This is a genomic window from Serratia sp. Ae19-1, from assembly GCF_059801225.1.
In genome coordinates, this window is record NZ_JBCHWD010000002.1 from 602,911 (window position 1) to 623,080 (window position 20,170).

At 56.8% G+C, this 20,170-nt stretch carries 15 protein-coding genes, 1 tRNA gene and 3 rRNA genes; 14 read left to right on the forward strand and 5 right to left on the reverse strand.

The features are described from left to right. The first annotated feature begins 259 nt into the window (after positions 1 to 259). From kup to rbsR, 7 genes are all read left to right on the forward strand, one after another. Entirely contained in the window at positions 260 to 2,128 is a 1,869-nt protein-coding gene (gene kup, locus AAIE04_RS08180) for a low affinity potassium transporter Kup (RefSeq protein ID WP_015379467.1), read from the forward strand. A 173-nt stretch (positions 2,129 to 2,301) separates the two neighbouring features. After that, positions 2,302 to 2,721, forward strand: a complete 420-nt coding sequence (gene rbsD / locus AAIE04_RS08185; RefSeq protein WP_498576773.1) for a D-ribose pyranase — start codon at positions 2,302 to 2,304, stop codon at positions 2,719 to 2,721. Between the two features lie 7 nt (positions 2,722 to 2,728). Continuing rightward, on the forward strand, positions 2,729 to 4,234 hold the full coding sequence (gene rbsA, locus AAIE04_RS08190; RefSeq protein ID WP_498576774.1) for a ribose ABC transporter ATP-binding protein RbsA: 1,506 nt from the start codon (positions 2,729 to 2,731) through the stop codon (positions 4,232 to 4,234). A gap of 6 nt (positions 4,235 to 4,240) precedes the next feature. Next, positions 4,241 to 5,209, forward strand: a complete 969-nt coding sequence (rbsC, locus tag AAIE04_RS08195) for a ribose ABC transporter permease (protein WP_498576775.1) — start codon at positions 4,241 to 4,243, stop codon at positions 5,207 to 5,209. Between the two features lie 24 nt (positions 5,210 to 5,233). After that, complete coding sequence (gene rbsB / locus AAIE04_RS08200) at positions 5,234 to 6,121, forward strand: ribose ABC transporter substrate-binding protein RbsB (protein WP_025160300.1); 888 nt, start codon at positions 5,234 to 5,236, stop codon at positions 6,119 to 6,121. Between the two features lie 61 nt (positions 6,122 to 6,182). Further along, positions 6,183 to 7,109, forward strand: coding sequence for a ribokinase (gene rbsK / locus AAIE04_RS08205; protein ID WP_063918285.1), 927 nt, complete (start codon positions 6,183 to 6,185; stop codon positions 7,107 to 7,109). Positions 7,110 to 7,113: 4 nt separating this feature from the next. Next, entirely contained in the window at positions 7,114 to 8,115 is a 1,002-nt protein-coding gene (gene rbsR / locus AAIE04_RS08210) for a ribose operon transcriptional repressor RbsR (protein ID WP_025160301.1), read from the forward strand. Here the strand turns inward: rbsR and mdtD are convergent. Together mdtD and AAIE04_RS08220 are read right to left on the reverse strand one after the other, a co-directional pair. Beyond that, entirely contained in the window at positions 8,112 to 9,527 is a 1,416-nt protein-coding gene (mdtD, locus tag AAIE04_RS08215) for a multidrug transporter subunit MdtD (protein ID WP_498576776.1), read from the reverse strand. The genes rbsR and mdtD overlap by 4 nt on opposite strands. A 67-nt stretch (positions 9,528 to 9,594) precedes the next feature. Next, positions 9,595 to 10,284: a FadR/GntR family transcriptional regulator gene (locus AAIE04_RS08220; RefSeq protein ID WP_019455463.1), complete on the reverse strand. Its 690-nt coding sequence runs from the start codon at positions 10,282 to 10,284 to the stop codon at positions 9,595 to 9,597. A 483-nt stretch (positions 10,285 to 10,767) separates the two neighbouring features. On the opposite strand from AAIE04_RS08220, the gene AAIE04_RS08225 reads away from it, so the two are divergent. The 4 genes from AAIE04_RS08225 (at position 10,768) to rrf (ending at position 15,839) form a co-directional block, all read left to right on the forward strand. Continuing rightward, a 16S ribosomal RNA gene (locus tag AAIE04_RS08225) occupies positions 10,768 to 12,309 on the forward strand. An 88-nt stretch (positions 12,310 to 12,397) separates the two neighbouring features. Further along, a tRNA-Glu gene (locus AAIE04_RS08230) sits at positions 12,398 to 12,473 on the forward strand. Positions 12,474 to 12,712: 239 nt separating this feature from the next. Then, positions 12,713 to 15,620 (forward strand): 23S ribosomal RNA (locus AAIE04_RS08235). Between the two features lie 103 nt (positions 15,621 to 15,723). After that, positions 15,724 to 15,839, forward strand: a 5S ribosomal RNA gene (gene rrf, locus AAIE04_RS08240). The 16S, 23S and 5S rRNA genes sit together here with 1 tRNA gene alongside, the layout of an rRNA operon. 72 nt (positions 15,840 to 15,911) lie before the next feature. On the opposite strand, the gene mobB is transcribed toward rrf, so the two are convergent. Both mobB and mobA read right to left on the reverse strand, forming a co-directional pair. After that, on the reverse strand, positions 15,912 to 16,430 hold the full coding sequence (mobB, locus tag AAIE04_RS08245; protein WP_498576777.1) for a molybdopterin-guanine dinucleotide biosynthesis protein MobB: 519 nt from the start codon (positions 16,428 to 16,430) through the stop codon (positions 15,912 to 15,914). Beyond that, positions 16,427 to 17,017, reverse strand: coding sequence for a molybdenum cofactor guanylyltransferase MobA (gene mobA, locus AAIE04_RS08250; protein ID WP_498576778.1), 591 nt, complete (start codon positions 17,015 to 17,017; stop codon positions 16,427 to 16,429). Before mobA ends, mobB begins: the two co-directional genes overlap by 4 nt. 148 nt (positions 17,018 to 17,165) lie before the next feature. Between mobA and AAIE04_RS08255 the strand changes: the two genes are divergently transcribed. The 3 genes from AAIE04_RS08255 to dsbA all read left to right on the forward strand — a co-directional run bounded on the left by AAIE04_RS08255 (position 17,166) and on the right by dsbA (position 19,173). After that, entirely contained in the window at positions 17,166 to 17,435 is a 270-nt protein-coding gene (locus AAIE04_RS08255; RefSeq protein WP_004931268.1) for a YihD family protein, read from the forward strand. A gap of 98 nt (positions 17,436 to 17,533) precedes the next feature. Beyond that, complete coding sequence (locus tag AAIE04_RS08260) at positions 17,534 to 18,520, forward strand: serine/threonine protein kinase (RefSeq protein ID WP_498576779.1); 987 nt, start codon at positions 17,534 to 17,536, stop codon at positions 18,518 to 18,520. Positions 18,521 to 18,549: 29 nt separating this feature from the next. Continuing rightward, a complete protein-coding gene (gene dsbA, locus AAIE04_RS08265) occupies positions 18,550 to 19,173 on the forward strand; it encodes a thiol:disulfide interchange protein DsbA (protein WP_004931264.1) in 624 nt (207 codons plus the stop codon). A 41-nt stretch (positions 19,174 to 19,214) separates the two neighbouring features. On the opposite strand, the gene yihG is transcribed toward dsbA, so the two are convergent. Further along, positions 19,215 to 20,111, reverse strand: coding sequence for a 1-acylglycerol-3-phosphate O-acyltransferase, YihG family (gene yihG / locus AAIE04_RS08270; RefSeq protein WP_015379457.1), 897 nt, complete (start codon positions 20,109 to 20,111; stop codon positions 19,215 to 19,217). Positions 20,112 to 20,170 lie beyond the last annotated feature (59 nt).

Here is a 20,170-nt window from a genome sequence, read left to right on the forward strand (position 1 = left end):
TAGCCAATCTTGATCGATAATTCGATGATAAACCACCATTATTTTTAGTGGTATAGCTTGTTGATTAGTAAAATTTTTCTCAGTTCAATCGGATATTCGGTTCACATTTTGTTTATTTTTCGGCTCTGATATAAGGGTAGGCAAGCGGTATAAATGGTGCATACTGTGCGGCTTTCTGGTGGGCGTGACGGATCTTTGAGCCCGTATTTTGCCTGATGCGGATGCATCGCTAACGGATGTTCTGATAAAGAAACGAATTATGAGCGCAGAGCATAAACAGTCCTTATCGGCGGTAACCCTGGCGGCCATCGGCGTGGTTTACGGCGATATCGGCACCAGTCCTCTTTATACGCTGAGAGAGTGTTTCTCCGGCCATTACGGCTTCGACGTGCGTCCAGACGTGGTTTTCGGCTTCCTGTCGCTGATTTTCTGGATGCTGATCGTGATCGTTTCCCTCAAATATCTCACCTATGTGATGCGCGCGGACAACGCCGGCGAGGGCGGCATTCTGACGCTGATGTCGCTGGCCGGGCGCAATACCTCGGCGCGCACCACGGCGGTGCTGGTGATACTGGGCCTGATCGGCGGCAGCTTCTTCTATGGCGAGGTGGTGATCACCCCGGCGATATCGGTGATGTCGGCGATAGAAGGGTTGGAAATCGCCGCCCCTGCGCTCGACGCTTATATTGTGCCGCTCTCCATTCTGGTGTTGACGCTGCTGTTCGTCATTCAAAAACACGGCACCGGCAGCGTCGGCAAGCTGTTCGCCCCGGTGATGCTGCTGTGGTTCATCGTGTTGGCGGTGCTGGGCGCGCGCAGCATCATATCGAACCCGGAAGTGCTGCAGGCGCTGAACCCCAAATGGGCGCTCAACTTCTTTATGGAATATAAGAAGGTATCGTTCTTTGCGTTAGGTGCGGTGGTGCTGTCGATCACCGGCGTTGAGGCGCTGTATGCCGACATGGGGCACTTCGGCAAGTTCCCGATCCGCCTGGCCTGGTTCACCGTGGTGCTGCCTTCGCTGGTGCTCAACTATTTCGGCCAGGGCGCGCTGCTGCTGAAAAATCCGGAGGCGATCAAAAACCCGTTCTTCCTGTTGGCGCCTGACTGGGCGCTGATCCCGCTGCTGATTCTGGCGACCCTGGCGACGGTGATCGCTTCGCAGGCGGTGATTTCCGGCGTCTTCTCGCTGACTCGCCAGGCGGTGCGCCTGGGTTATCTGTCGCCGATGCGCATCATTCACACCTCGGAAATGGAATCCGGCCAGATCTACATTCCGGTGATCAACTGGACGCTGTACATCTCGGTGGTGCTGGTGATCATCGGCTTCGAGCACTCCAGCAACCTGGCGGCGGCGTACGGCATCGCGGTCACCGGTACCATGGTGCTGACCAGCATTCTGGTTACCTCGGTGGCGATCAACAACTGGCACTGGAATCGCTTCCTGGCGATCGGCATCGTGACCATCTTGCTGATCATCGACGTGCCGATGTTCTCCGCCAACGCCCTGAAACTGTTCTCCGGCGGCTGGTTGCCGCTGACGTTGGCGCTGGTGATGTTCATCATTATGACCACCTGGAAGAGCGAGCGCTTCCGGCTGCTGCGCCGCCTGCATGAACACGGCAACTCGCTGGAGGCGATGATCGCTTCGCTGGAGAAGTCGCCGCCGGTGCGGGTGCCGGGTACCGCGGTGTTCCTGTCGCGCGCCACCAACGTCATTCCTTTTGCGCTGCTGCATAACCTGAAACACAACAAGGTGCTGCATGAGCGCGTGGTGCTGCTGACGCTGCGCACCGAGGATGCGCCTTACGTGCACAATGTGCGCCGGGTGACCATCGAACAGCTGTCACCGACCTTCTGGCGGGTGGTGGCCAGCTACGGCTGGCGCGAAACGCCGAACGTCGAGGAAGTGTTCCACCGCTGCGGGCTGGAGGGGTTGCCGTGCCGCATGTCGGAGACCTCGTTCTTCATGTCTCATGAGTCGCTGATCCTCACCAAGCGGCCGTGGTACCTCTACCTGCGTGGCAAGCTGTTCGTCGCCCTGAGCCGCAATGCGCTGCGCGCGCCGGATCAGTTTGAGATCCCGCCGAACCGGGTGATCGAGCTCGGCACGCAGGTCGAGATCTAACCCACCTGATCAGGGGCTCAGCATGGCTGAGCCCCTTTTGTTTGCGCTTTCTCCGCGCGTGAACGAAACGTTTCGATAGCGATCACACTTCTGCATTGTCCCAATTGCCTTCCCCTGTCGTTTTTTTAAACTCCCCATCAAAGAGCGAAACGTTTCGCTAGCGGAGTGAGAAGATGAAAAAAGGCGTATTACTGAATTCTGACGTGTCTGCCGTGATTGCCCGCCTGGGGCATACCGATCAGCTCACCCTGTGCGATGCGGGCCTGCCGATACCGGCGGCGACGCAGCGCATCGATCTGGCGCTGACGCAGGGTGTGCCGACCTTTATGCAGGTGTTCGCGGTGGTCACGCAAGAGATGCAGGTAGAAAGCGCCATTCTGGCGGAAGAGATCGTGAAACAGAATCCGCAGCTCCATGAAACCTTGTTGGCTGAACTGAGCGCGTTGGGCCAACGCCAGGGCAATACCATCAATGTGCGTTATATCAGCCATCAGGCGTTTAAAGCGCAAACCGAGCACAGCCGGGCGGTGATCCGCAGCGGGGAGTGTTCGCCTTACGCGAACGTGATCCTGTGCGCCGGCGTAACATTCTGAGGCGTTTATGCAACCTTTACTGCAACTGAAAGGGATTGATAAAGCCTTTCCCGGCGTGAAGGCGCTTTCCGGCGCCGCCCTCAGCGTCTATCCCGGCAAGGTGATGGCGCTGGTGGGGGAAAACGGCGCCGGGAAGTCCACCATGATGAAAGTGCTGACCGGCATCTATCAGAAAGACGCCGGCAGTCAGTATTTTCTCGGTAAAGAGGTGGCGTTCAACGGGCCTAAGGATTCGCAGGAAGCGGGCATCGGCATTATCCACCAGGAGCTGAACCTGATCCCGCAGCTGACGATTGCGGAAAACATCTTCCTCGGCCGCGAATTCGTCAACCGTTTCGGCCGCATTGACTGGAAGCGTATGTACGCCGAGGCCGATCGCTTGCTGGCGCGCCTCAACCTGCGCTACAGCAGCCACCGGCTGGTGGGCGAGCTGTCGATCGGCGATCAGCAGATGGTGGAGATCGCCAAGGTGCTGAGCTTCGAATCGAAAGTGATCATCATGGACGAACCAACCGATGCGCTGACCGATACCGAAACCGCCTCGTTGTTCAAGGTGATCAACGAGCTGAAGGCCGAAGGGCGCGGCATCGTGTATATCTCGCACCGCCTGAAAGAGATTTTTGAAATCTGCGACGACGTGACCGTGTTTCGCGACGGGCAGTTTATCGCCGAGCGGCCGGTGAGCGAGCTGCAGGAAGATTCGCTGATAGAGATGATGGTCGGCCGCAAGCTGGAAGAACAATATCCGCGCCTTGATTTGCCGCGTGGGGAAAAGCGGCTGGAAGTCAGCCACCTTTCCGGCCCCGGCGTTGATGACGTCAGCTTTACGCTGTACCGCGGCGAGATCCTCGGCGTGGCCGGGCTGATGGGCGCCGGGCGCACCGAATTGATGAAGATCCTGTACGGCGCCGCGCCGCGCAAGGCCGGCACCGTCAGCCTGGACGGCCGCGACGTGGTCACCCATTCGCCGCAGGATGGGTTGGCGAACGGCATCGTCTATATCTCGGAAGATCGCAAGCGCGATGGCCTGGTGCTGGGCATGTCGGTGAAGGAAAACATGTCGCTGACCGCGCTGCGCTACTTTAGCCGCGCCGACGGCAGCCTGAAACAGGCCGACGAGCGGCAGGCGGTGGGGGATTTCATCCGGCTGTTCAATATCAAAACGCCGTCGATGGAGCAGCCTATAGGTTTGCTTTCCGGCGGTAACCAGCAAAAAGTGGCGATCGCCCGCGGCCTGATGACCCGGCCGAAGGTGCTGATCCTCGATGAGCCGACGCGCGGCGTCGACGTTGGGGCGAAAAAAGAGATTTATCAGTTAATCAACCAGTTCAAGCAGGAAGGGCTGAGCATCATTCTGGTGTCTTCGGAAATGCCGGAGGTGATGGGCATGAGCGATCGCATTCTGGTGATGCACGAAGGGCATCTCAGCGGCGAGTTCCCGATTGAACAGGCCACCCAGGAAGCGTTGATGGCGGCAGCCGTCGGCAAGCAATACGGCGTAAAGCAGGAGTAATCAGATATGAGTTCCCAGACTATCGCAGCTAAGCGCTGGTTCAGTAAAGAGTGGCTGTTAGAGCAGAAGTCGTTGATTGCTCTGCTGGTGCTGATCGCCGTGGTCTCTTCCATGAGCCCGAACTTCTTCACCCTGAACAACCTGTTCAATATTCTGCAGCAGACTTCGGTAAACGCCATCATGGCGGTGGGGATGACGCTGGTGATCCTCACGTCCGGCATCGATCTGTCGGTAGGATCGCTGCTGGCGCTGACCGGCGCGGTGGCGGCGTCGATTGTCGGCTTTGAGGTCAACGCGCTGGTGGCGGTGGCGGCGGCGGTGGCGCTGGGCGCTGCGGTTGGTGCCTGCACCGGGGTGATCGTTGCCAAAGGCAAAGTGCAGGCCTTTATCGCCACGCTGGTGATGATGCTGCTGCTGCGCGGCGTCACCATGGTGTACACCAACGGCAGCCCGGTCAACACCGGTTTCACCGACGTGGCCGACACCTTCGGCTGGTTCGGCATCGGCCGTCCGCTGGGCGTGCCTACGCCGATCTGGATCATGGCGATCGTGTTCATCGCCGCCTGGTATATGCTGCACCATACGCGCCTGGGCCGCTATATTTATGCCCTGGGCGGCAACGAGGCGGCGACTCGCCTGTCCGGCATCAGCGTCGATAAAGTGAAGATCATTGTCTACTCGCTGTGCGGCCTGTTAGCGGCGCTGGCTGGGGTGATTGAAGTGGCGCGCCTGTCGTCGGCGCAGCCGACCGCCGGCACCGGTTATGAGCTGGACGCCATCGCCGCCGTAGTGCTGGGCGGCACCAGCCTGGCCGGCGGCAAGGGCCGCATCGTCGGCACGCTGATCGGGGCGCTGATCCTTGGCTTCCTGAACAACGGTCTGAATTTACTGGGTGTTTCTTCCTACTACCAAATGATCGTGAAGGCAGTGGTGATACTGCTGGCGGTTCTGGTAGATAACAAAAGCAACAAGTAACCTCCCCCTACAGGAATCACGATGATGAAAATGAAAAAACTGGCAACCTTAGCCTCCGCCATCGCGCTGAGCGCCACCCTGAGCGCCAATGCCATGGCCAAAGACACCATCGCGCTGGTGGTGTCGACCCTCAACAACCCGTTCTTCGTCTCGATGAAGGATGGCGCGCAGCAAGAGGCCAACAAGCTGGGCTACAACCTGGTGGTGCTGGACTCCCAGAACAACCCGGCGAAAGAACTGGCCAACGTGCAGGATCTGATGGTGCGGGCGCCTAAACTGCTGCTGATCAACCCGACCGACTCCGATGCGGTGGGCAACGCCATCAAGATGGCCAACCAGGCGAAAATCCCGGTCATCACGCTGGACCGCGTGGCGAGCAAGGGCGACGTGGTGAGCCATATCGCTTCGGACAACCGCGTGGGCGGCAAAATGGCCGGTGATTTCATCGCCAAGAAAGTGGGCGCCGATGCCAAGGTAATTCAGCTGGAAGGCATTGCCGGCACCTCCGCCGCGCGTGAACGCGGTGAAGGCTTCAAACAGTCGCTGGATCAGAATAAATTCAAACTGTTGGCCAGCCAGCCGGCCGATTTCGACCGCACCAAGGGCTTGAACGTGATGCAGAACCTGCTGACCGCCCACCCGGATGTGCAGGCGGTGTTCGCCCAGAACGATGAGATGGCGCTGGGCGCGCTGCGCGCGTTGCAAACCGCCGGTAAAACCGACGTGATCGTGGTAGGCTTCGACGGCACCGCCGACGGCGTGAAAGCGGTCGAAGGCGGCAAGCTGGCGGCGACCGTGGCGCAGCGCCCCGATCAGATCGGCGTGATCGGTGTGGAAACCGCCGACAAAGTGCTGAAAGGCGAAAAAGTGCCGGCGACCATTCCGGTCGATTTGAAACTGGTCACTCAGTAAGTCATACCAGCGCCATCGGGACGGGGCGTTCACGATGGCGCGCAATTCAGGAATCAATGCGATGGAAACAGGTAAGCTGGTGGTTCTGGGCAGCATCAATGCCGACCATATCCTCAATATTGAACAGTTCCCCCATCCGGGCGAAACGGTGATCGGGAAACAGTATAAGGTGGCGTTTGGCGGCAAGGGCGCGAATCAGGCGGTGGCGGCCGGGCGCAGCGGGGCGGAGATCGCCTTTATCGCCTGCGTGGGCGCCGACGATATCGGCGAACGTGTCCGCCGGCAGCTGGCGAGCGATCGCATTGATACCCAACCGATTGAAGCCATCGCCGACAGCACTACCGGCGTGGCGCTGATCTTCGTCAACGCCGAGGGCGAGAACGTGATCGGCATCGATGCCGGCGCCAACGCCGCGGTGACGCCGGATTACCTGGCACGCTACCAACAAAAAGTGATCGACGCCGACGCTCTGCTGATGCAGCTGGAGTCGCCGCTGGAGACGGTGATCGCCGCTGCCCGCCTGGCGAAGCAACATCAAACGCAGGTGATCCTCAATCCGGCTCCGGCGCGTGAGCTGCCGGACGAGCTGCTGGGCATGATCGATATGATCACCCCAAATGAAACCGAAGCGCAGCGCCTGACCGGCATCGCCGTGGACAACGACGCCGATGCGGCGCGCGCGGCGCAGGCGCTGCACGATAAAGGCATCGCGACGGTGATCATCACCCTCGGCAGCCGCGGCGTGTGGCTGAGCGAAAACGGCAACGGCAAACTGGTGCCCGGCTTCAAGGTGCAGGCGGTGGACACTATCGCCGCTGGCGATACCTTTAACGGTGCGCTGGTGACCGCCCTGCTGGAAGGTAGAATCATGGCCGACGCGGTGCGTTTCGCTCATGCGGCGGCGGCGATCGCCGTGACCCGCCCCGGCGCGCAGCCTTCAGTGCCCTGGCGTGAAGAGATCGACGCCTTCTTGCAGCAACAGGGGTGATCCTTTGGCCACCATGAAAGATGTCGCCCGCCTGGCGGGCGTTTCAACCTCTACCGTTTCGCATGTGGTCAACAACAATCGCTTTGTCAGCGACAGCGTGCGCGACAAGGTCATGGCGGCCGTGGAACAGCTGAACTATGCGCCTTCTGCGCTGGCGCGCAGCCTGAAGCTCAATCAGACGCGTACCATCGGCATGTTGGTGACCGCCAGCAACAACCCGTTTTATGCCGAAGTGGTACGCGGCGTGGAGCGCAGCTGCTATGAGCGCGGCTACAGCCTGATCCTGTGCAATACCGAAGAAGACGCCGCGCGCATGAACCGCAGCATGGAGACGCTGCTGCAAAAGCGCGTCGACGGTTTGCTGCTGATGTGCACCGAAAACCATCGGCCATCGCAGGACGCCCTGAGCCGCTACCCGTCATTGCCGATCGTGATGATGGACTGGGCGCCGTTCGAGGGCGCCAACGACATTATTCAGGATAACTCGCTGCTGGGCGGCGAGATGGCGACCGATCATCTGATCGCCCGCGGTTATCGCAAGATCGCCTGCATCGCCGGCCCGCAGGACAAAACTACCGCTCGTCACCGGCTGGAAGGCTATCGCAACGCGATGCGGCGCGCCGGATTGCCGGTTCCGCCAGGGTATGAAGTGCATTGCGACTTTGAGTTTGAGGGGGGGGTAAACGCCATGCGCCAACTGCTGGCGCTGGACGAGCCGCCCCATGCGGTATTTGCCGGCAACGACGCGGTGGCGGTAGGCGTTTATCAGGCGCTGTATCAGGCCGGACTGTCGGTGCCGCAGGATATGGCGGTGATGGGCTACGATGACATTGAGCTGGCGCGTTATCTGGCGCCGCCGCTGAGCACCATTCATCAACCGAAGGATTCGCTGGGCGAACTGGCGATCGATGCGTTGATCAACCGCCTGCAGAACCCGGAGCGTGCGCCCCAGGTGCTGGTGCTGACGCCCGAGCTGGTGGAACGCGCCTCGGTGGGCCGCCGTTAACTCGCCGCCTTCGCTTCTTTCTTGCTTTCCTGGCCGCTGATCAAATTGCGGCCATCTTTCCTTCTCAGCAACATAAATACCAGCGCCGACGCCACGGTGACGATCCCCATGGTGATAAAGGTGTAATGGAAGTGGTCGATCATGGTGCCTAACGACAGGGATTCGTAAAAACGCAGCACCGCCGCGCTGATCGCCACGCCGAAGCTGATGGACAGCTGTTGGGTGACCGCCAGGACGCTGTTGCCGGCGCTGGCGTTGGCGTCGTTCAAATCCGCCAGGCTGATGGTGTTCATGGCGGTGAACTGGGTGGACATCGCCATGCCCAGCACGAACAGCGGCAGGATCATCAGCCACAGCGGCATACCCGGGCTTTGCAGGGCGAACTGGGCGATCAGCACCCCGATAATAACGGTGATGCCGACCAGCGTTTTACGGTAGCCGAACCAGCGCAGCACCTGAGTGACGGTGGATTTCGCCATCAGCGAACCGATGGCGGTCGGCGCCATCATGCAGCCGGAGACGATCGCCGTGTAGCCGAAGCCCACCTGCAGCATGAGCGGCATTAAAAACGGCACGCAGCCGGTGCCCAACCTGGAAGCGACGTTGCCGGCGATGCCGACCGAGAAGGTACGGGTTTTGAACAGGTCGAGACCGATCAGCGGCTGAGGATGACGGCGGGCGTGCGCGATGTAGCCGAACAGCATCACGAAACCGCTGAGCAGAATACCCAGCGAAACGTAGCTCGCCAGTACCCGCTCGCCAAACAGTTCCAGCCCGGTGGAGATCAGCACCAGGCTCAGGCCGAACAGCATAAAACCAAGAAAATCGAAGCGGCGTTTGGGCGTGGTGAAGTCCGGCATGTATTTGCGCGCATAGAAGATGCCGAGCAGGCCGATCGGGATATTGATCAGGAAAATCCAATGCCAGGTGGCGTAGGTCACCAGCCAGCCGCCCAGCAGTGGCCCCAGAATCGGCCCGACCAGGCCGGGCATGGTGACGAAGTTCAGCACCGGCAGCAGTTCGCTGCGTGGGTAGGCGCGCAGCAGCGCCAGCCGCGCGACCGGCATCATCATCGCGCCGCCGATGCCCTGCAGTACGCGAGAGGCAACCAGCGCGCTCAGCGTGGGGGACAGCGCGCACAGCAGCGAGCCGAGGGTGAATAACGTGACGGCGAAGATGAACACGCGCCGGGTGCCGAAGCGGTCCGCCAGCCAGCCGCTGACCGGGATCAGCATCGCCACCGTCAGCGTGTAGCTGATGACGGCCGATTGCATCGCCAGCGGCGAACGCCCCAGGCTTTGGGCGATCGCCGGCAGCGCCGTGTTGAGGATGGTGGCGTCCAGCGCCTGCATAAAGAACGCCATTGCGGCGATCCACGGTAGTCCTGCCATACTGCGCGCGGATTGAGTCATGGTCGGTCCTGGTTAAATGGTCGTCTGTCCCTCGTCTCTTTCTTCTATATATAAGCGGGGAGCGTGTCTAGTCTTTCTCTTTCAGCAGCACCTGGCAGGCGACAAGCGCGCCGGCGCTGTCCCCGGCGAGTATTGCATCGACGATGGCCTGATGATGGCGCAGCTTGATCACTTCATTGCCGGTGATGGCGCGGAAGTAGCTTTGGTACACCGAACTGAACAGGTTGGCGAATGAGGTCAGGAACGGGTTGCCGCTGGCCTCGTAGATAAGCTGGTGGAATTGGGTATCGACCAGGATCCAGCGTTCGCGGTCAAACTGGGTATGCAGCGCGCGCATTTCCGCCATCAGTTCCGCCAGCAGCTTGGTTTGCTGCGGACTGGCGTGGCTCGCCGCCAATGCGCAGGCCTGCGGCTCCAGCGAGGTGCGCAAGATAAGGAAGTGTTGCATCACCTGATCGAAGTTTTCCCGCGTCATCCACCAGGTCAGCAAATCCTGATCGAGAAAGTTCCATTGGCTTTGCGGCATTACGCGGGTGCCGATGCGTGGGCGCGGCAATAACATGCCTTTGGCGGCTAACATCTTTACCGCTTCGCGCACCGCGGTGCGGCTGACGCCGAATTGCTCGCCCAGTTCCATTTCACCAGGCAGGATGCTGCCGGCCTGATAATCGCCCGCCAGAATTTGTTGGCCGAGTTTCTCTGCAAGCAGATAAGAAAGATTGCGTTGGGCGGCCTGTTGTTGCGCATTTAATGGCATGGCTGCGGGTCCTTACTGACATCGTTAATTCTATTTTACTCCAGTGAACGCCAGCTTTTACGGCTGTTTGCCTGAAAAAGTGACATTAATTCGCCGCTTTTTCGCCCTTTTGCCGAAAAAAACCGCGCTTGAAAAGTTTTTTGCAATTAGGGGTTGCGGCCCGCCGAGAACTCCCTATAATGCGCCTCCACTGACCGGGAACAACGACTGACAAGTCGCCGGGTCAGCGAGAGAAAAGCGAAATAAACGCTTGACTCTCCGGGTGAAAAGCGTAATATACGCCACCTCGAGTTAGCAAGCGAAAGCGCCTAACTCACTGCTCTTTAACAATTTATCAGACAATCTGTGTGGGCACTCCACAAGACGATATCCAGCATCTTCGGATGCAAAAAAATATCAAGTCTTGAAGAGTGACTAACTGAAGTAAAATTCATGCAGTAAATCTTTGAGCATCGCTTCTCGAGTGGAAGCAAATCAAGCTTTTAATTGAAGAGTTTGATCATGGCTCAGATTGAACGCTGGCGGCAGGCTTAACACATGCAAGTCGAGCGGTAGCACAGGGGAGCTTGCTCCCTGGGTGACGAGCGGCGGACGGGTGAGTAATGTCTGGGAAACTGCCTGATGGAGGGGGATAACTACTGGAAACGGTAGCTAATACCGCATAACGTCGCAAGACCAAAGAGGGGGACCTTCGGGCCTCTTGCCATCAGATGTGCCCAGATGGGATTAGCTAGTAGGTGGGGTAATGGCTCACCTAGGCGACGATCCCTAGCTGGTCTGAGAGGATGACCAGCCACACTGGAACTGAGACACGGTCCAGACTCCTACGGGAGGCAGCAGTGGGGAATATTGCACAATGGGCGCAAGCCTGATGCAGCCATGCCGCGTGTGTGAAGAAGGCCTTCGGGTTGTAAAGCACTTTCAGCGAGGAGGAAGGTGGTGAGCTTAATACGTTCATCAATTGACGTTACTCGCAGAAGAAGCACCGGCTAACTCCGTGCCAGCAGCCGCGGTAATACGGAGGGTGCAAGCGTTAATCGGAATTACTGGGCGTAAAGCGCACGCAGGCGGTTTGTTAAGTCAGATGTGAAATCCCCGGGCTCAACCTGGGAACTGCATTTGAAACTGGCAAGCTAGAGTCTCGTAGAGGGGGGTAGAATTCCAGGTGTAGCGGTGAAATGCGTAGAGATCTGGAGGAATACCGGTGGCGAAGGCGGCCCCCTGGACGAAGACTGACGCTCAGGTGCGAAAGCGTGGGGAGCAAACAGGATTAGATACCCTGGTAGTCCACGCTGTAAACGATGTCGATTTGGAGGTTGTGCCCTTGAGGCGTGGCTTCCGGAGCTAACGCGTTAAATCGACCGCCTGGGGAGTACGGCCGCAAGGTTAAAACTCAAATGAATTGACGGGGGCCCGCACAAGCGGTGGAGCATGTGGTTTAATTCGATGCAACGCGAAGAACCTTACCTACTCTTGACATCCAGAGAACTTTCCAGAGATGGATTGGTGCCTTCGGGAACTCTGAGACAGGTGCTGCATGGCTGTCGTCAGCTCGTGTTGTGAAATGTTGGGTTAAGTCCCGCAACGAGCGCAACCCTTATCCTTTGTTGCCAGCGGTTCGGCCGGGAACTCAAAGGAGACTGCCAGTGATAAACTGGAGGAAGGTGGGGATGACGTCAAGTCATCATGGCCCTTACGAGTAGGGCTACACACGTGCTACAATGGCGTATACAAAGAGAAGCGACCTCGCGAGAGCAAGCGGACCTCATAAAGTACGTCGTAGTCCGGATTGGAGTCTGCAACTCGACTCCATGAAGTCGGAATCGCTAGTAATCGTAGATCAGAATGCTACGGTGAATACGTTCCCGGGCCTTGTACACACCGCCCGTCACACCATGGGAGTGGGTTGCAAAAGAAGTAGGTAGCTTAACCTTCGGGAGGGCGCTTACCACTTTGTGATTCATGACTGGGGTGAAGTCGTAACAAGGTAACCGTAGGGGAACCTGCGGTTGGATCACCTCCTTACCTAAAGATATTAGTTCGAGTGGCGTGCTCACACAGATTGTCTGATGAAAAAGTAACGAGCAAAAGCGTCATAAAAGTACGGTGTCGTGTCCCCTTCGTCTAGAGGCCTAGGACACCGCCCTTTCACGGCGGTAACAGGGGTTCGAATCCCCTAGGGGACGCCAAGCTTCCGACCCACCCGGTGAAAGCGGCGGTCTCAAGTATCTGACGATACACCATATCTTAAAGATGACTTCCGAGTCATGTTTAAGATATTGCTCTTTAACAATCTGGAACAAGCTGAAAATTGAAACATGACGGCTGAAATTTGTCCCTCCGTAGATGTACTGGGATGAAGAGTAACCTGTCATAGAGTCTCTCAAATGTTTGCAGCGCGAACGATGGAAACATCTTCGGGTTGTGAGGTTAAGTGACTAAGCGTACACGGTGGATGCCTAGGCAGTCAGAGGCGATGAAGGGCGTGCTAATCTGCGAAAAGCGTCGGTAAGGTGATATGAACCGTTATAACCGGCGATACCCGAATGGGGAAACCCAGTGTGTTTCGACACACTATCATGTCATGAATACATAGTGGCATGAGGCGAACCGGGGGAACTGAAACATCTAAGTACCCCGAGGAAAAGAAATCAACCGAGATTCCCCCAGTAGCGGCGAGCGAACGGGGAGGAGCCCAGAACCTGAATCGGCTTGTGTGTTAGTGGAAGCGTCTGGAAAGTCGCGCAGTAAAGGGTGATAGCCCCGTACACTAAAATGCACAGGTCGTGAGTTCGATGAGTAGGGCGGGACACGTGACATCCTGTCTGAATATGGGGGGACCATCCTCCAAGGCTAAATACTCCTGACTGACCGATAGTGAACCAGTACCGTGAGGGAAAGGCGAAAAGAACCCCGGCGAGGGGAGTGAAATAGAACCTGAAACCGTGTACGTACAAGCAGTGGGAGCACCTTCGTGGTGTGACTGCGTACCTTTTGTATAATGGGTCAGCGACTTATATTTTGTAGCAAGGTTAACCGTATAGGGGAGCCGTAGGGAAACCGAGTCTTAACTGGGCGATTAGTTGCAAGGTATAGACCCGAAACCCGGTGATCTAGCCATGGGCAGGTTGAAGGTTGGGTAACACTAACTGGAGGACCGAACCGACTAATGTTGAAAAATTAGCGGATGACTTGTGGCTGGGGGTGAAAGGCCAATCAAACCGGGAGATAGCTGGTTCTCCCCGAAAGCTATTTAGGTAGCGCCTCGTGAACTCATCTTCGGGGGTAGAGCACTGTTTCGGCTAGGGGGCCATCCCGGCTTACCAAACCGATGCAAACTCCGAATACCGAAGAATGTTATCACGGGAGACACACGGCGGGTGCTAACGTCCGTCGTGAAGAGGGAAACAACCCAGACCGCCAGCTAAGGTCCCAAAGTCATGGTTAAGTGGGAAACGATGTGGGAAGGCATAGACAGCCAGGATGTTGGCTTAGAAGCAGCCATCATTTAAAGAAAGCGTAATAGCTCACTGGTCGAGTCGGCCTGCGCGGAAGATGTAACGGGGCTAAACCATGCACCGAAGCTGCGGCAGCGACGCTTATGCGTTGTTGGGTAGGGGAGCGTTCTGTAAGCCGTTGAAGGTGGCCTGTGAGGGTTGCTGGAGGTATCAGAAGTGCGAATGCTGACATAAGTAACGATAAAGCGGGTGAAAAGCCCGCTCGCCGGAAGACCAAGGGTTCCTGTCCAACGTTAATCGGGGCAGGGTGAGTCGACCCCTAAGGCGAGGCTGAAAAGCGTAGTCGATGGGAAACAGGTTAATATTCCTGTACTTGGTGTTACTGCGAAGGGGGGACGGAGAAGGCTAGGCTAGCCGGGCGACGGTTGTCCCGGTTTAAGCGTGTAGGGGGTGTGACCTGGTAAATCCGGTTGCATACTAACCCTGAGGCGTGATGACGATGCACTACGGTGCAGAAGTAGTTGATGCCCTGCTTCCAGGAAAATCCTCTAAGCTCCAGGTAACATTAAATCGTACCCCAAACCGACACAGGTGGTCAGGTAGAGAATACCAAGGCGCTTGAGAGAACTCGGGTGAAGGAACTAGGCAAAATGGTGCCGTAACTTCGGGAGAAGGCACGCTGGCATGTAGGTGAAGTCCCTTGCGGATGGAGCTGAAGCCAGTCGAAGATACCAGCTGGCTGCAACTGTTTAATAAAAACACAGCACTGTGCAAACACGAAAGTGGACGTATACGGTGTGACGCCTGCCCGGTGCTGGAAGGTTAATTGATGGGGTCAGCCGCAAGGCGAAGCTCTTGATCGAAGCCCCAGTAAACGGCGGCCGTAACTATAACGGTCCTAAGGTAGCGAAATTCCTTGTCGGGTAAGTTCCGACCTGCACGAATGGCGTAATGATGGCCAGGCTGTCTCCACCCGAGACTCAGTGAAATTGAACTCGCTGTGAAGATGCAGTGTACCCGCGGCAAGACGGAAAGACCCCGTGAACCTTTACTATAGCTTGACACTGAACATTGAGCCTTGATGTGTAGGATAGGTGGGAGGCTTTGAAGCGTGGACGCCAGTCTGCGTGGAGCCATCCTTGAAATACCACCCTTTAATGTTTGATGTTCTAACTCTGCCCCGTGATCCGGGGTGAGGACAGTGTCTGGTGGGTAGTTTGACTGGGGCGGTCTCCTCCCAAAGAGTAACGGAGGAGCACGAAGGTTAGCTAATCACGGTCGGACATCGTGAGGTTAGTGCAAAGGCATAAGCTAGCTTGACTGCGAGAGTGACGGCTCGAGCAGGTACGAAAGTAGGTCTTAGTGATCCGGTGGTTCTGAATGGAAGGGCCATCGCTCAACGGATAAAAGGTACTCCGGGGATAACAGGCTGATACCGCCCAAGAGTTCATATCGACGGCGGTGTTTGGCACCTCGATGTCGGCTCATCACATCCTGGGGCTGAAGTAGGTCCCAAGGGTATGGCTGTTCGCCATTTAAAGTGGTACGCGAGCTGGGTTTAGAACGTCGTGAGACAGTTCGGTCCCTATCTGCCGTGGGCGTTGGAAGATTGAGAGGGGTTGCTCCTAGTACGAGAGGACCGGAGTGAACGCACCACTGGTGTTCGGGTTGTCATGCCAATGGCATTGCCCGGTAGCTAAGTGCGGAAAAGATAAGCGCTGAAAGCATCTAAGCGCGAAACTTGCCTCAAGATGAGTCTTCCCTGGGCCTTTAAGGCCCCTGAAGGAACGTTTAAGACTAAGACGTTGATAGGCTGGGTGTGTAAGTGCAGCGATGCATTGAGCTAACCAGTACTAATGATCCGTGAGGCTTAACCTTACAACACCGAAGGTGTTTTGGTGAGACCAAGACAATGTTCAGCTTGCTTACAGATTGGATTGACTGGCTTCAGCGATGAAGCGGGTTGATTAAAACGAATTTGCCTGGCGGCAATAGCGCGGTGGTCCCACCTGACCCCATGCCGAACTCAGAAGTGAAACGCCGTAGCGCCGATGGTAGTGTGGGGTCTCCCCATGCGAGAGTAGGACACTGCCAGGCATCAAACAAAGCCGAAAGCCCTGAACTGACGTTCAGGGCTTTTTGCTATGCGTAAAAAACAAAAAAGCGCAGCTACGCTGCGCCTTTCAACCACTCGACTATAAAGTCGGCGATGCTTTCCGGCTGATTGAGATCCAGCTGCTTAGCCGTGATGGATAACGGTCGGTCGCTGGCTACCGCTATAACAAACTGATCCAGCATATCTTCCAACGGTCTGCCGATCTCAGCGCGATAAAGCAGGATCTTGCTGACCGGCTCATGTTTGAACCCTTCCACCAGGATCAAATCGACCTTATCGGCGTCAAAGCGCCCAGCCAGGTAATGCAGATCCAACGGTTGTTGCTCCGGCGTTTCGGTCATTAATGCCCAACGCCGATCGCTGGCGACCAGCGTTTGGTCTGCGCCCGCTTTACGCAACTCATAGCTGTCTTTACCCGGCGTATCTACATCCATGTCGTGATGCGTATGCTTGATCAGTCCAATCCTCACCTGGCGTTGTTTCAGCAGTGGGATCAGCTGTTTGAGCAGGGTGGTTTTCCCCGTTCCGCTGTAGGCGCCGATGGCCAGCAAGGGGGGCAATAAACGATTCATTTTTTTAGCTCCCGTGCTTGCTGCCAGTTCAGGCAATCTTCCGGCGTATTCAGGTTATGAAATGCCGCTTGTTGCCCGCTGAACACCACGCGTTGCGCGCCGATCTGATGCAAGAACAGCATCAGCTTGCGTTCACCGCGCGCCAGGTAGTCGGCCAGCTGCGGCGCTAGTTGGATATGCAATAACGCCAGCGTAGGGTGATCTCGTTCGCCATCACTGGCAAAGGCTGCCAGCGCCGCGTCTTTTTGTTGCCAGAGTTGAGCGACTAAATCGGTGGGAAAGTCAGGGACATCACAAGGGACGAAAACCACCCATTCGCTGGGAGCCTGCTTGAGCCCGGCCAACATGCCGGCCAAAGGCCCGGCGAAATCGGACGTCAGATCGCCAATCACTGGCAAACCGCTCGCTTGATAACGTGCCTGATTGCGGTTGGCGCTGATGGCGATGGAAGCCACCTGCGGCCGTAACCTGGCGAGTACCTGTTGATAGAGCGCGACACCGCCAATCGACACCAGGCCTTTGTCCTCGCCACCCATACGCGTGGCCCGCCCGCCGGCCAAAATTACGCCGCTGATTTCTTTATGCATCTCGTTTATCCCGCCTTGTCGATGCGCTGATTGTAGCGCTAAAGCCGGCGTGACATCAGGATTTACCTTTATTGACAAGCCGGTTCTTTCACTGCGTGGGCAAGCCTGTTACTTTGTGAGTTTATTCATGCTATTGGACGATATTGAGATGAAAACGCATCGCGTAAACGAATTGATCGAGCTGCTGCACCCGGCCTGGCAGGAAGATCCCGATCTCAATTTGATGCAGTTTTTGCAAAAGCTGGCGAAGGAAGCGGGTTTTCAGGGTGAGCTGTCCGAGTTGAGCGACGACATTCTTATTTACCATCTGAAAATGCGCGGTAGCGCCGGCACGGATCAGATCCCAGGCCTGAAGAAAGATTACGAAGAAGATTTTAAAACGGCGTTGTTGCGCGCTCGCGGCGTTATCAAGGACTGATCCTCGTGCGGTGCGAGAAAGCATAGCGCGTGAAATGCGCCATTAATGCTACTATTTCTCATTCCCGGCACCGTGCTGTCAGCGATCAAACGAACGTTATGAATAACTCTGCTTTTAATTTCGAAACTCTGTCGCCCGATTTGATAATGGACGCGCTGGAAGGGGTTGGCCTGCGCGTTGATTCCGGCCTGACGGCGTTGAACAGTTATGAGAACCGCGTCTATCAGTTTATGGACGAAGATCGCCGGCGTTACGTGGTGAAGTTTTATCGCCCGGAGCGCTGGAGCGCCGCACAAATCGGTGAGGAACATCAGTTCGCTCTGGATTTGGCCGGCGCGGAGATCCCGGCGGTGGCGCCCTTGGCGCTGCAAGGCGCCACGCTGCATACGCACGGCGGCTTCTTCTTTGCCCTGTTCCCCAGCGTGGGGGGCCGACAATATGAGATAGACAATCTGGATCAGCTGGAATGGGTCGGTCGTTTTCTGGGGCGCATCCATCAGGTCGGCGGTGAGCGTTTGTTTACCGAGCGCCCGACGATGGGGATTGAAGAGTACCTCACCGCCCCGCGCCAGGCGCTGGCCAATTGCACGCTACTGCCGGCAGCGCAGCGTGACGCGTTTCTGCAGGCGACGGATAATCTGATTGCGGCGATCAAGCCGCACTGGCATCTGAACTGGCAGCCGCGCCGTTTGCACGGTGATTGCCATCCGGGCAATATTCTGTGGCGCGATGGCCCGCTGTTCGTCGATCTTGATGACGCGCGCAACGGCCCCGCGGTACAGGATTTGTGGATGCTGCTGCACGGCGAGCGTCGCGATCAACTGATGCAGCTGGACGTCTTGCTGGAGGCGTACAGTGAATTTGCCGAGTTCGATCAGCGCGAGCTGGCGTTGATCGAGCCGCTGCGCGCGATGCGCATGGTGTATTACCTGGCCTGGGTCGCCCGTCGTTGGCAGGATCCGGCCTTCCCTAAGAGTTTTCCGTGGATGGTGGAGTCTGATTTCTGGTTGTCTCAGACTGCGGCCTTCACCGAACAGGTTAAGCTGTTGCAGGAGCCCCCTCTGCAGCTGACGCCAATGTATTGAAGCTTTAACACAATGGAGAGTTTAGTCTTATGAAAAAAATATGGTTGGCGCTCGTTGGCATGGTGATGGCATTCAGTGCCTCGGCTGCACAGTTTAGCGATGGCGCACAGTATGTGACCCTGGACAAACCGGTGACCGGCGAGCCGCAGGTGTTGGAGTTCTTCTCTTTCTACTGCCCGCACTGCTACCAGTTCGAGCAGGTCTATCATGTGTCTGAGAACGTAAAGAAAGCGCTGCCTGCCGGCACCAAAATGACCAAGTACCACGTTGAATTCCTGGGGCCGTTGGGCAAACAGCTGACTCAGGCATGGGCGGTGGCGATGGCGCTGGGCGTGGAAGACAAGGTGAGCCCGCTGATGTTTGAAGCGGTGCAGAAAACCCAGACCGTGCAAACGCCGGACGATATCCGCAATGTCTTCGTGAAAGCGGGCGTGACCGCAGCAGATTATGATGCGGCCTGGAACAGCTTCGTGGTGAAATCCCTGGTGGTTCAACAGGAGAAAGCCGCAGAAGATCTGCAGCTGCGCGGCGTGCCGGCGGTATTCGTGAACGGCAAATATATGGTTAAGAACGATGGCCTGGACACCAGCTCGATGGACGCTTACGTGAAACAGTTCGCCGACGTGGTTAAATTCCTCAGCCAGCAGAAATAAGCCAGACCCAATGCGAAAACGCCGGCATCGCCGGCGTTTTTTTATCCATATTGCCGTTTCAATTTATCCAGCAACCGATCTTTTTCCTGCCACAGCGTATTCAGCCACAGCTGGAAGCGCCGTTTGAACTGCTTGTCGTTGAAGTAGTCTCCATGCAGGGTTTCATCGATCGGCAGCGTCTCTATTCTCACCACGATACGTGTCAGCCGCCCACACAGCATATCCATAAAAGGCCGTTGGTTATTTTCCGGATAGAGCAGAGTCACGTTCAACACTTTGTCGAACTGATTGCCCAACGCGCTGAGCGTAAACGCGATGCCGGCGGCTTTGGGCGCCAGTAAATTGCGATACGGCGAATTGCTTTTAATTTTCTTGGCTTCGGTGAAGCGCGAACCCTCGACGAAATTGACGATAGTGGTTGGACGCTGACGGAACTTTTCGCAGGAACGGCGTGTGGTTTCGATATCCTTGCCGCGTTTCTCCGGATGCTTGAGCAAATAGGCGCGGGAATAACGCTTCATGAACGGCATATCCAGCGCCCAGCAGGCCAGGCCGACAAAAGGCACCCAGGCGAGCTGCTGCTTGAGGAAATACTTATTCATCGGAATATGATTTCTGAACAGCACGCACAGCACGACAATGTCCGACCAACTTTCGTGGTTGCTGATCAGCAGATACCAGTTTTTACGATCCAGGCCTTCCAGCCCTTCAATATCCCAACGCAATTGCCCGTTAATGCGCAATAACAGCGCCAGCCCCTGACACCAACACCACATCATGAAATCGGCGAAAGCCGAGATATACCGCCAGACGGCAGGAATGGGCACCAGGAGTTTCACGATGCCGGCCAGCGTGATGGGAATGGAACACAACACCGTTACCAGAATGGTGAGTATGACGGAAATGATAAAGATAACAGGCGTTAACAATCTTGGCATGGTTATGGGCTGACGGTTGTTGGGAACATCGTTGCATGCCAAAGCGCATGAACAAAAAC

Coding starts and splice junctions, on each gene's coding strand:
- kup (WP_015379467.1), top strand. CDS start 260: ATGAGCGCAGAGCATAAACAGTCCTTATCGGCGGTAACCCTGGCGGCC.
- dsbA (WP_004931264.1), top strand. CDS start 18,550: ATGAAAAAAATATGGTTGGCGCTCGTTGGCATGGTGATGGCATTCAGT.
- AAIE04_RS08255 (WP_004931268.1), top strand. CDS start 17,166: ATGAAAACGCATCGCGTAAACGAATTGATCGAGCTGCTGCACCCGGCC.
- mdtD (WP_498576776.1), bottom strand. CDS start 9,527: ATGACTCAATCCGCGCGCAGTATGGCAGGACTACCGTGGATCGCCGCA.
- mobA (WP_498576778.1), bottom strand. CDS start 17,017: ATGCATAAAGAAATCAGCGGCGTAATTTTGGCCGGCGGGCGGGCCACG.
- rbsD (WP_498576773.1), top strand. CDS start 2,302: ATGAAAAAAGGCGTATTACTGAATTCTGACGTGTCTGCCGTGATTGCC.
- AAIE04_RS08220 (WP_019455463.1), bottom strand. CDS start 10,284: ATGCCATTAAATGCGCAACAACAGGCCGCCCAACGCAATCTTTCTTAT.
- rbsK (WP_063918285.1), top strand. CDS start 6,183: ATGGAAACAGGTAAGCTGGTGGTTCTGGGCAGCATCAATGCCGACCAT.
- yihG (WP_015379457.1), bottom strand. CDS start 20,111: ATGCCAAGATTGTTAACGCCTGTTATCTTTATCATTTCCGTCATACTC.
- AAIE04_RS08260 (WP_498576779.1), top strand. CDS start 17,534: ATGAATAACTCTGCTTTTAATTTCGAAACTCTGTCGCCCGATTTGATA.
- rbsB (WP_025160300.1), top strand. CDS start 5,234: ATGAAAATGAAAAAACTGGCAACCTTAGCCTCCGCCATCGCGCTGAGC.
- mobB (WP_498576777.1), bottom strand. CDS start 16,430: ATGAATCGTTTATTGCCCCCCTTGCTGGCCATCGGCGCCTACAGCGGA.
- rbsC (WP_498576775.1), top strand. CDS start 4,241: ATGAGTTCCCAGACTATCGCAGCTAAGCGCTGGTTCAGTAAAGAGTGG.
- rbsA (WP_498576774.1), top strand. CDS start 2,729: ATGCAACCTTTACTGCAACTGAAAGGGATTGATAAAGCCTTTCCCGGC.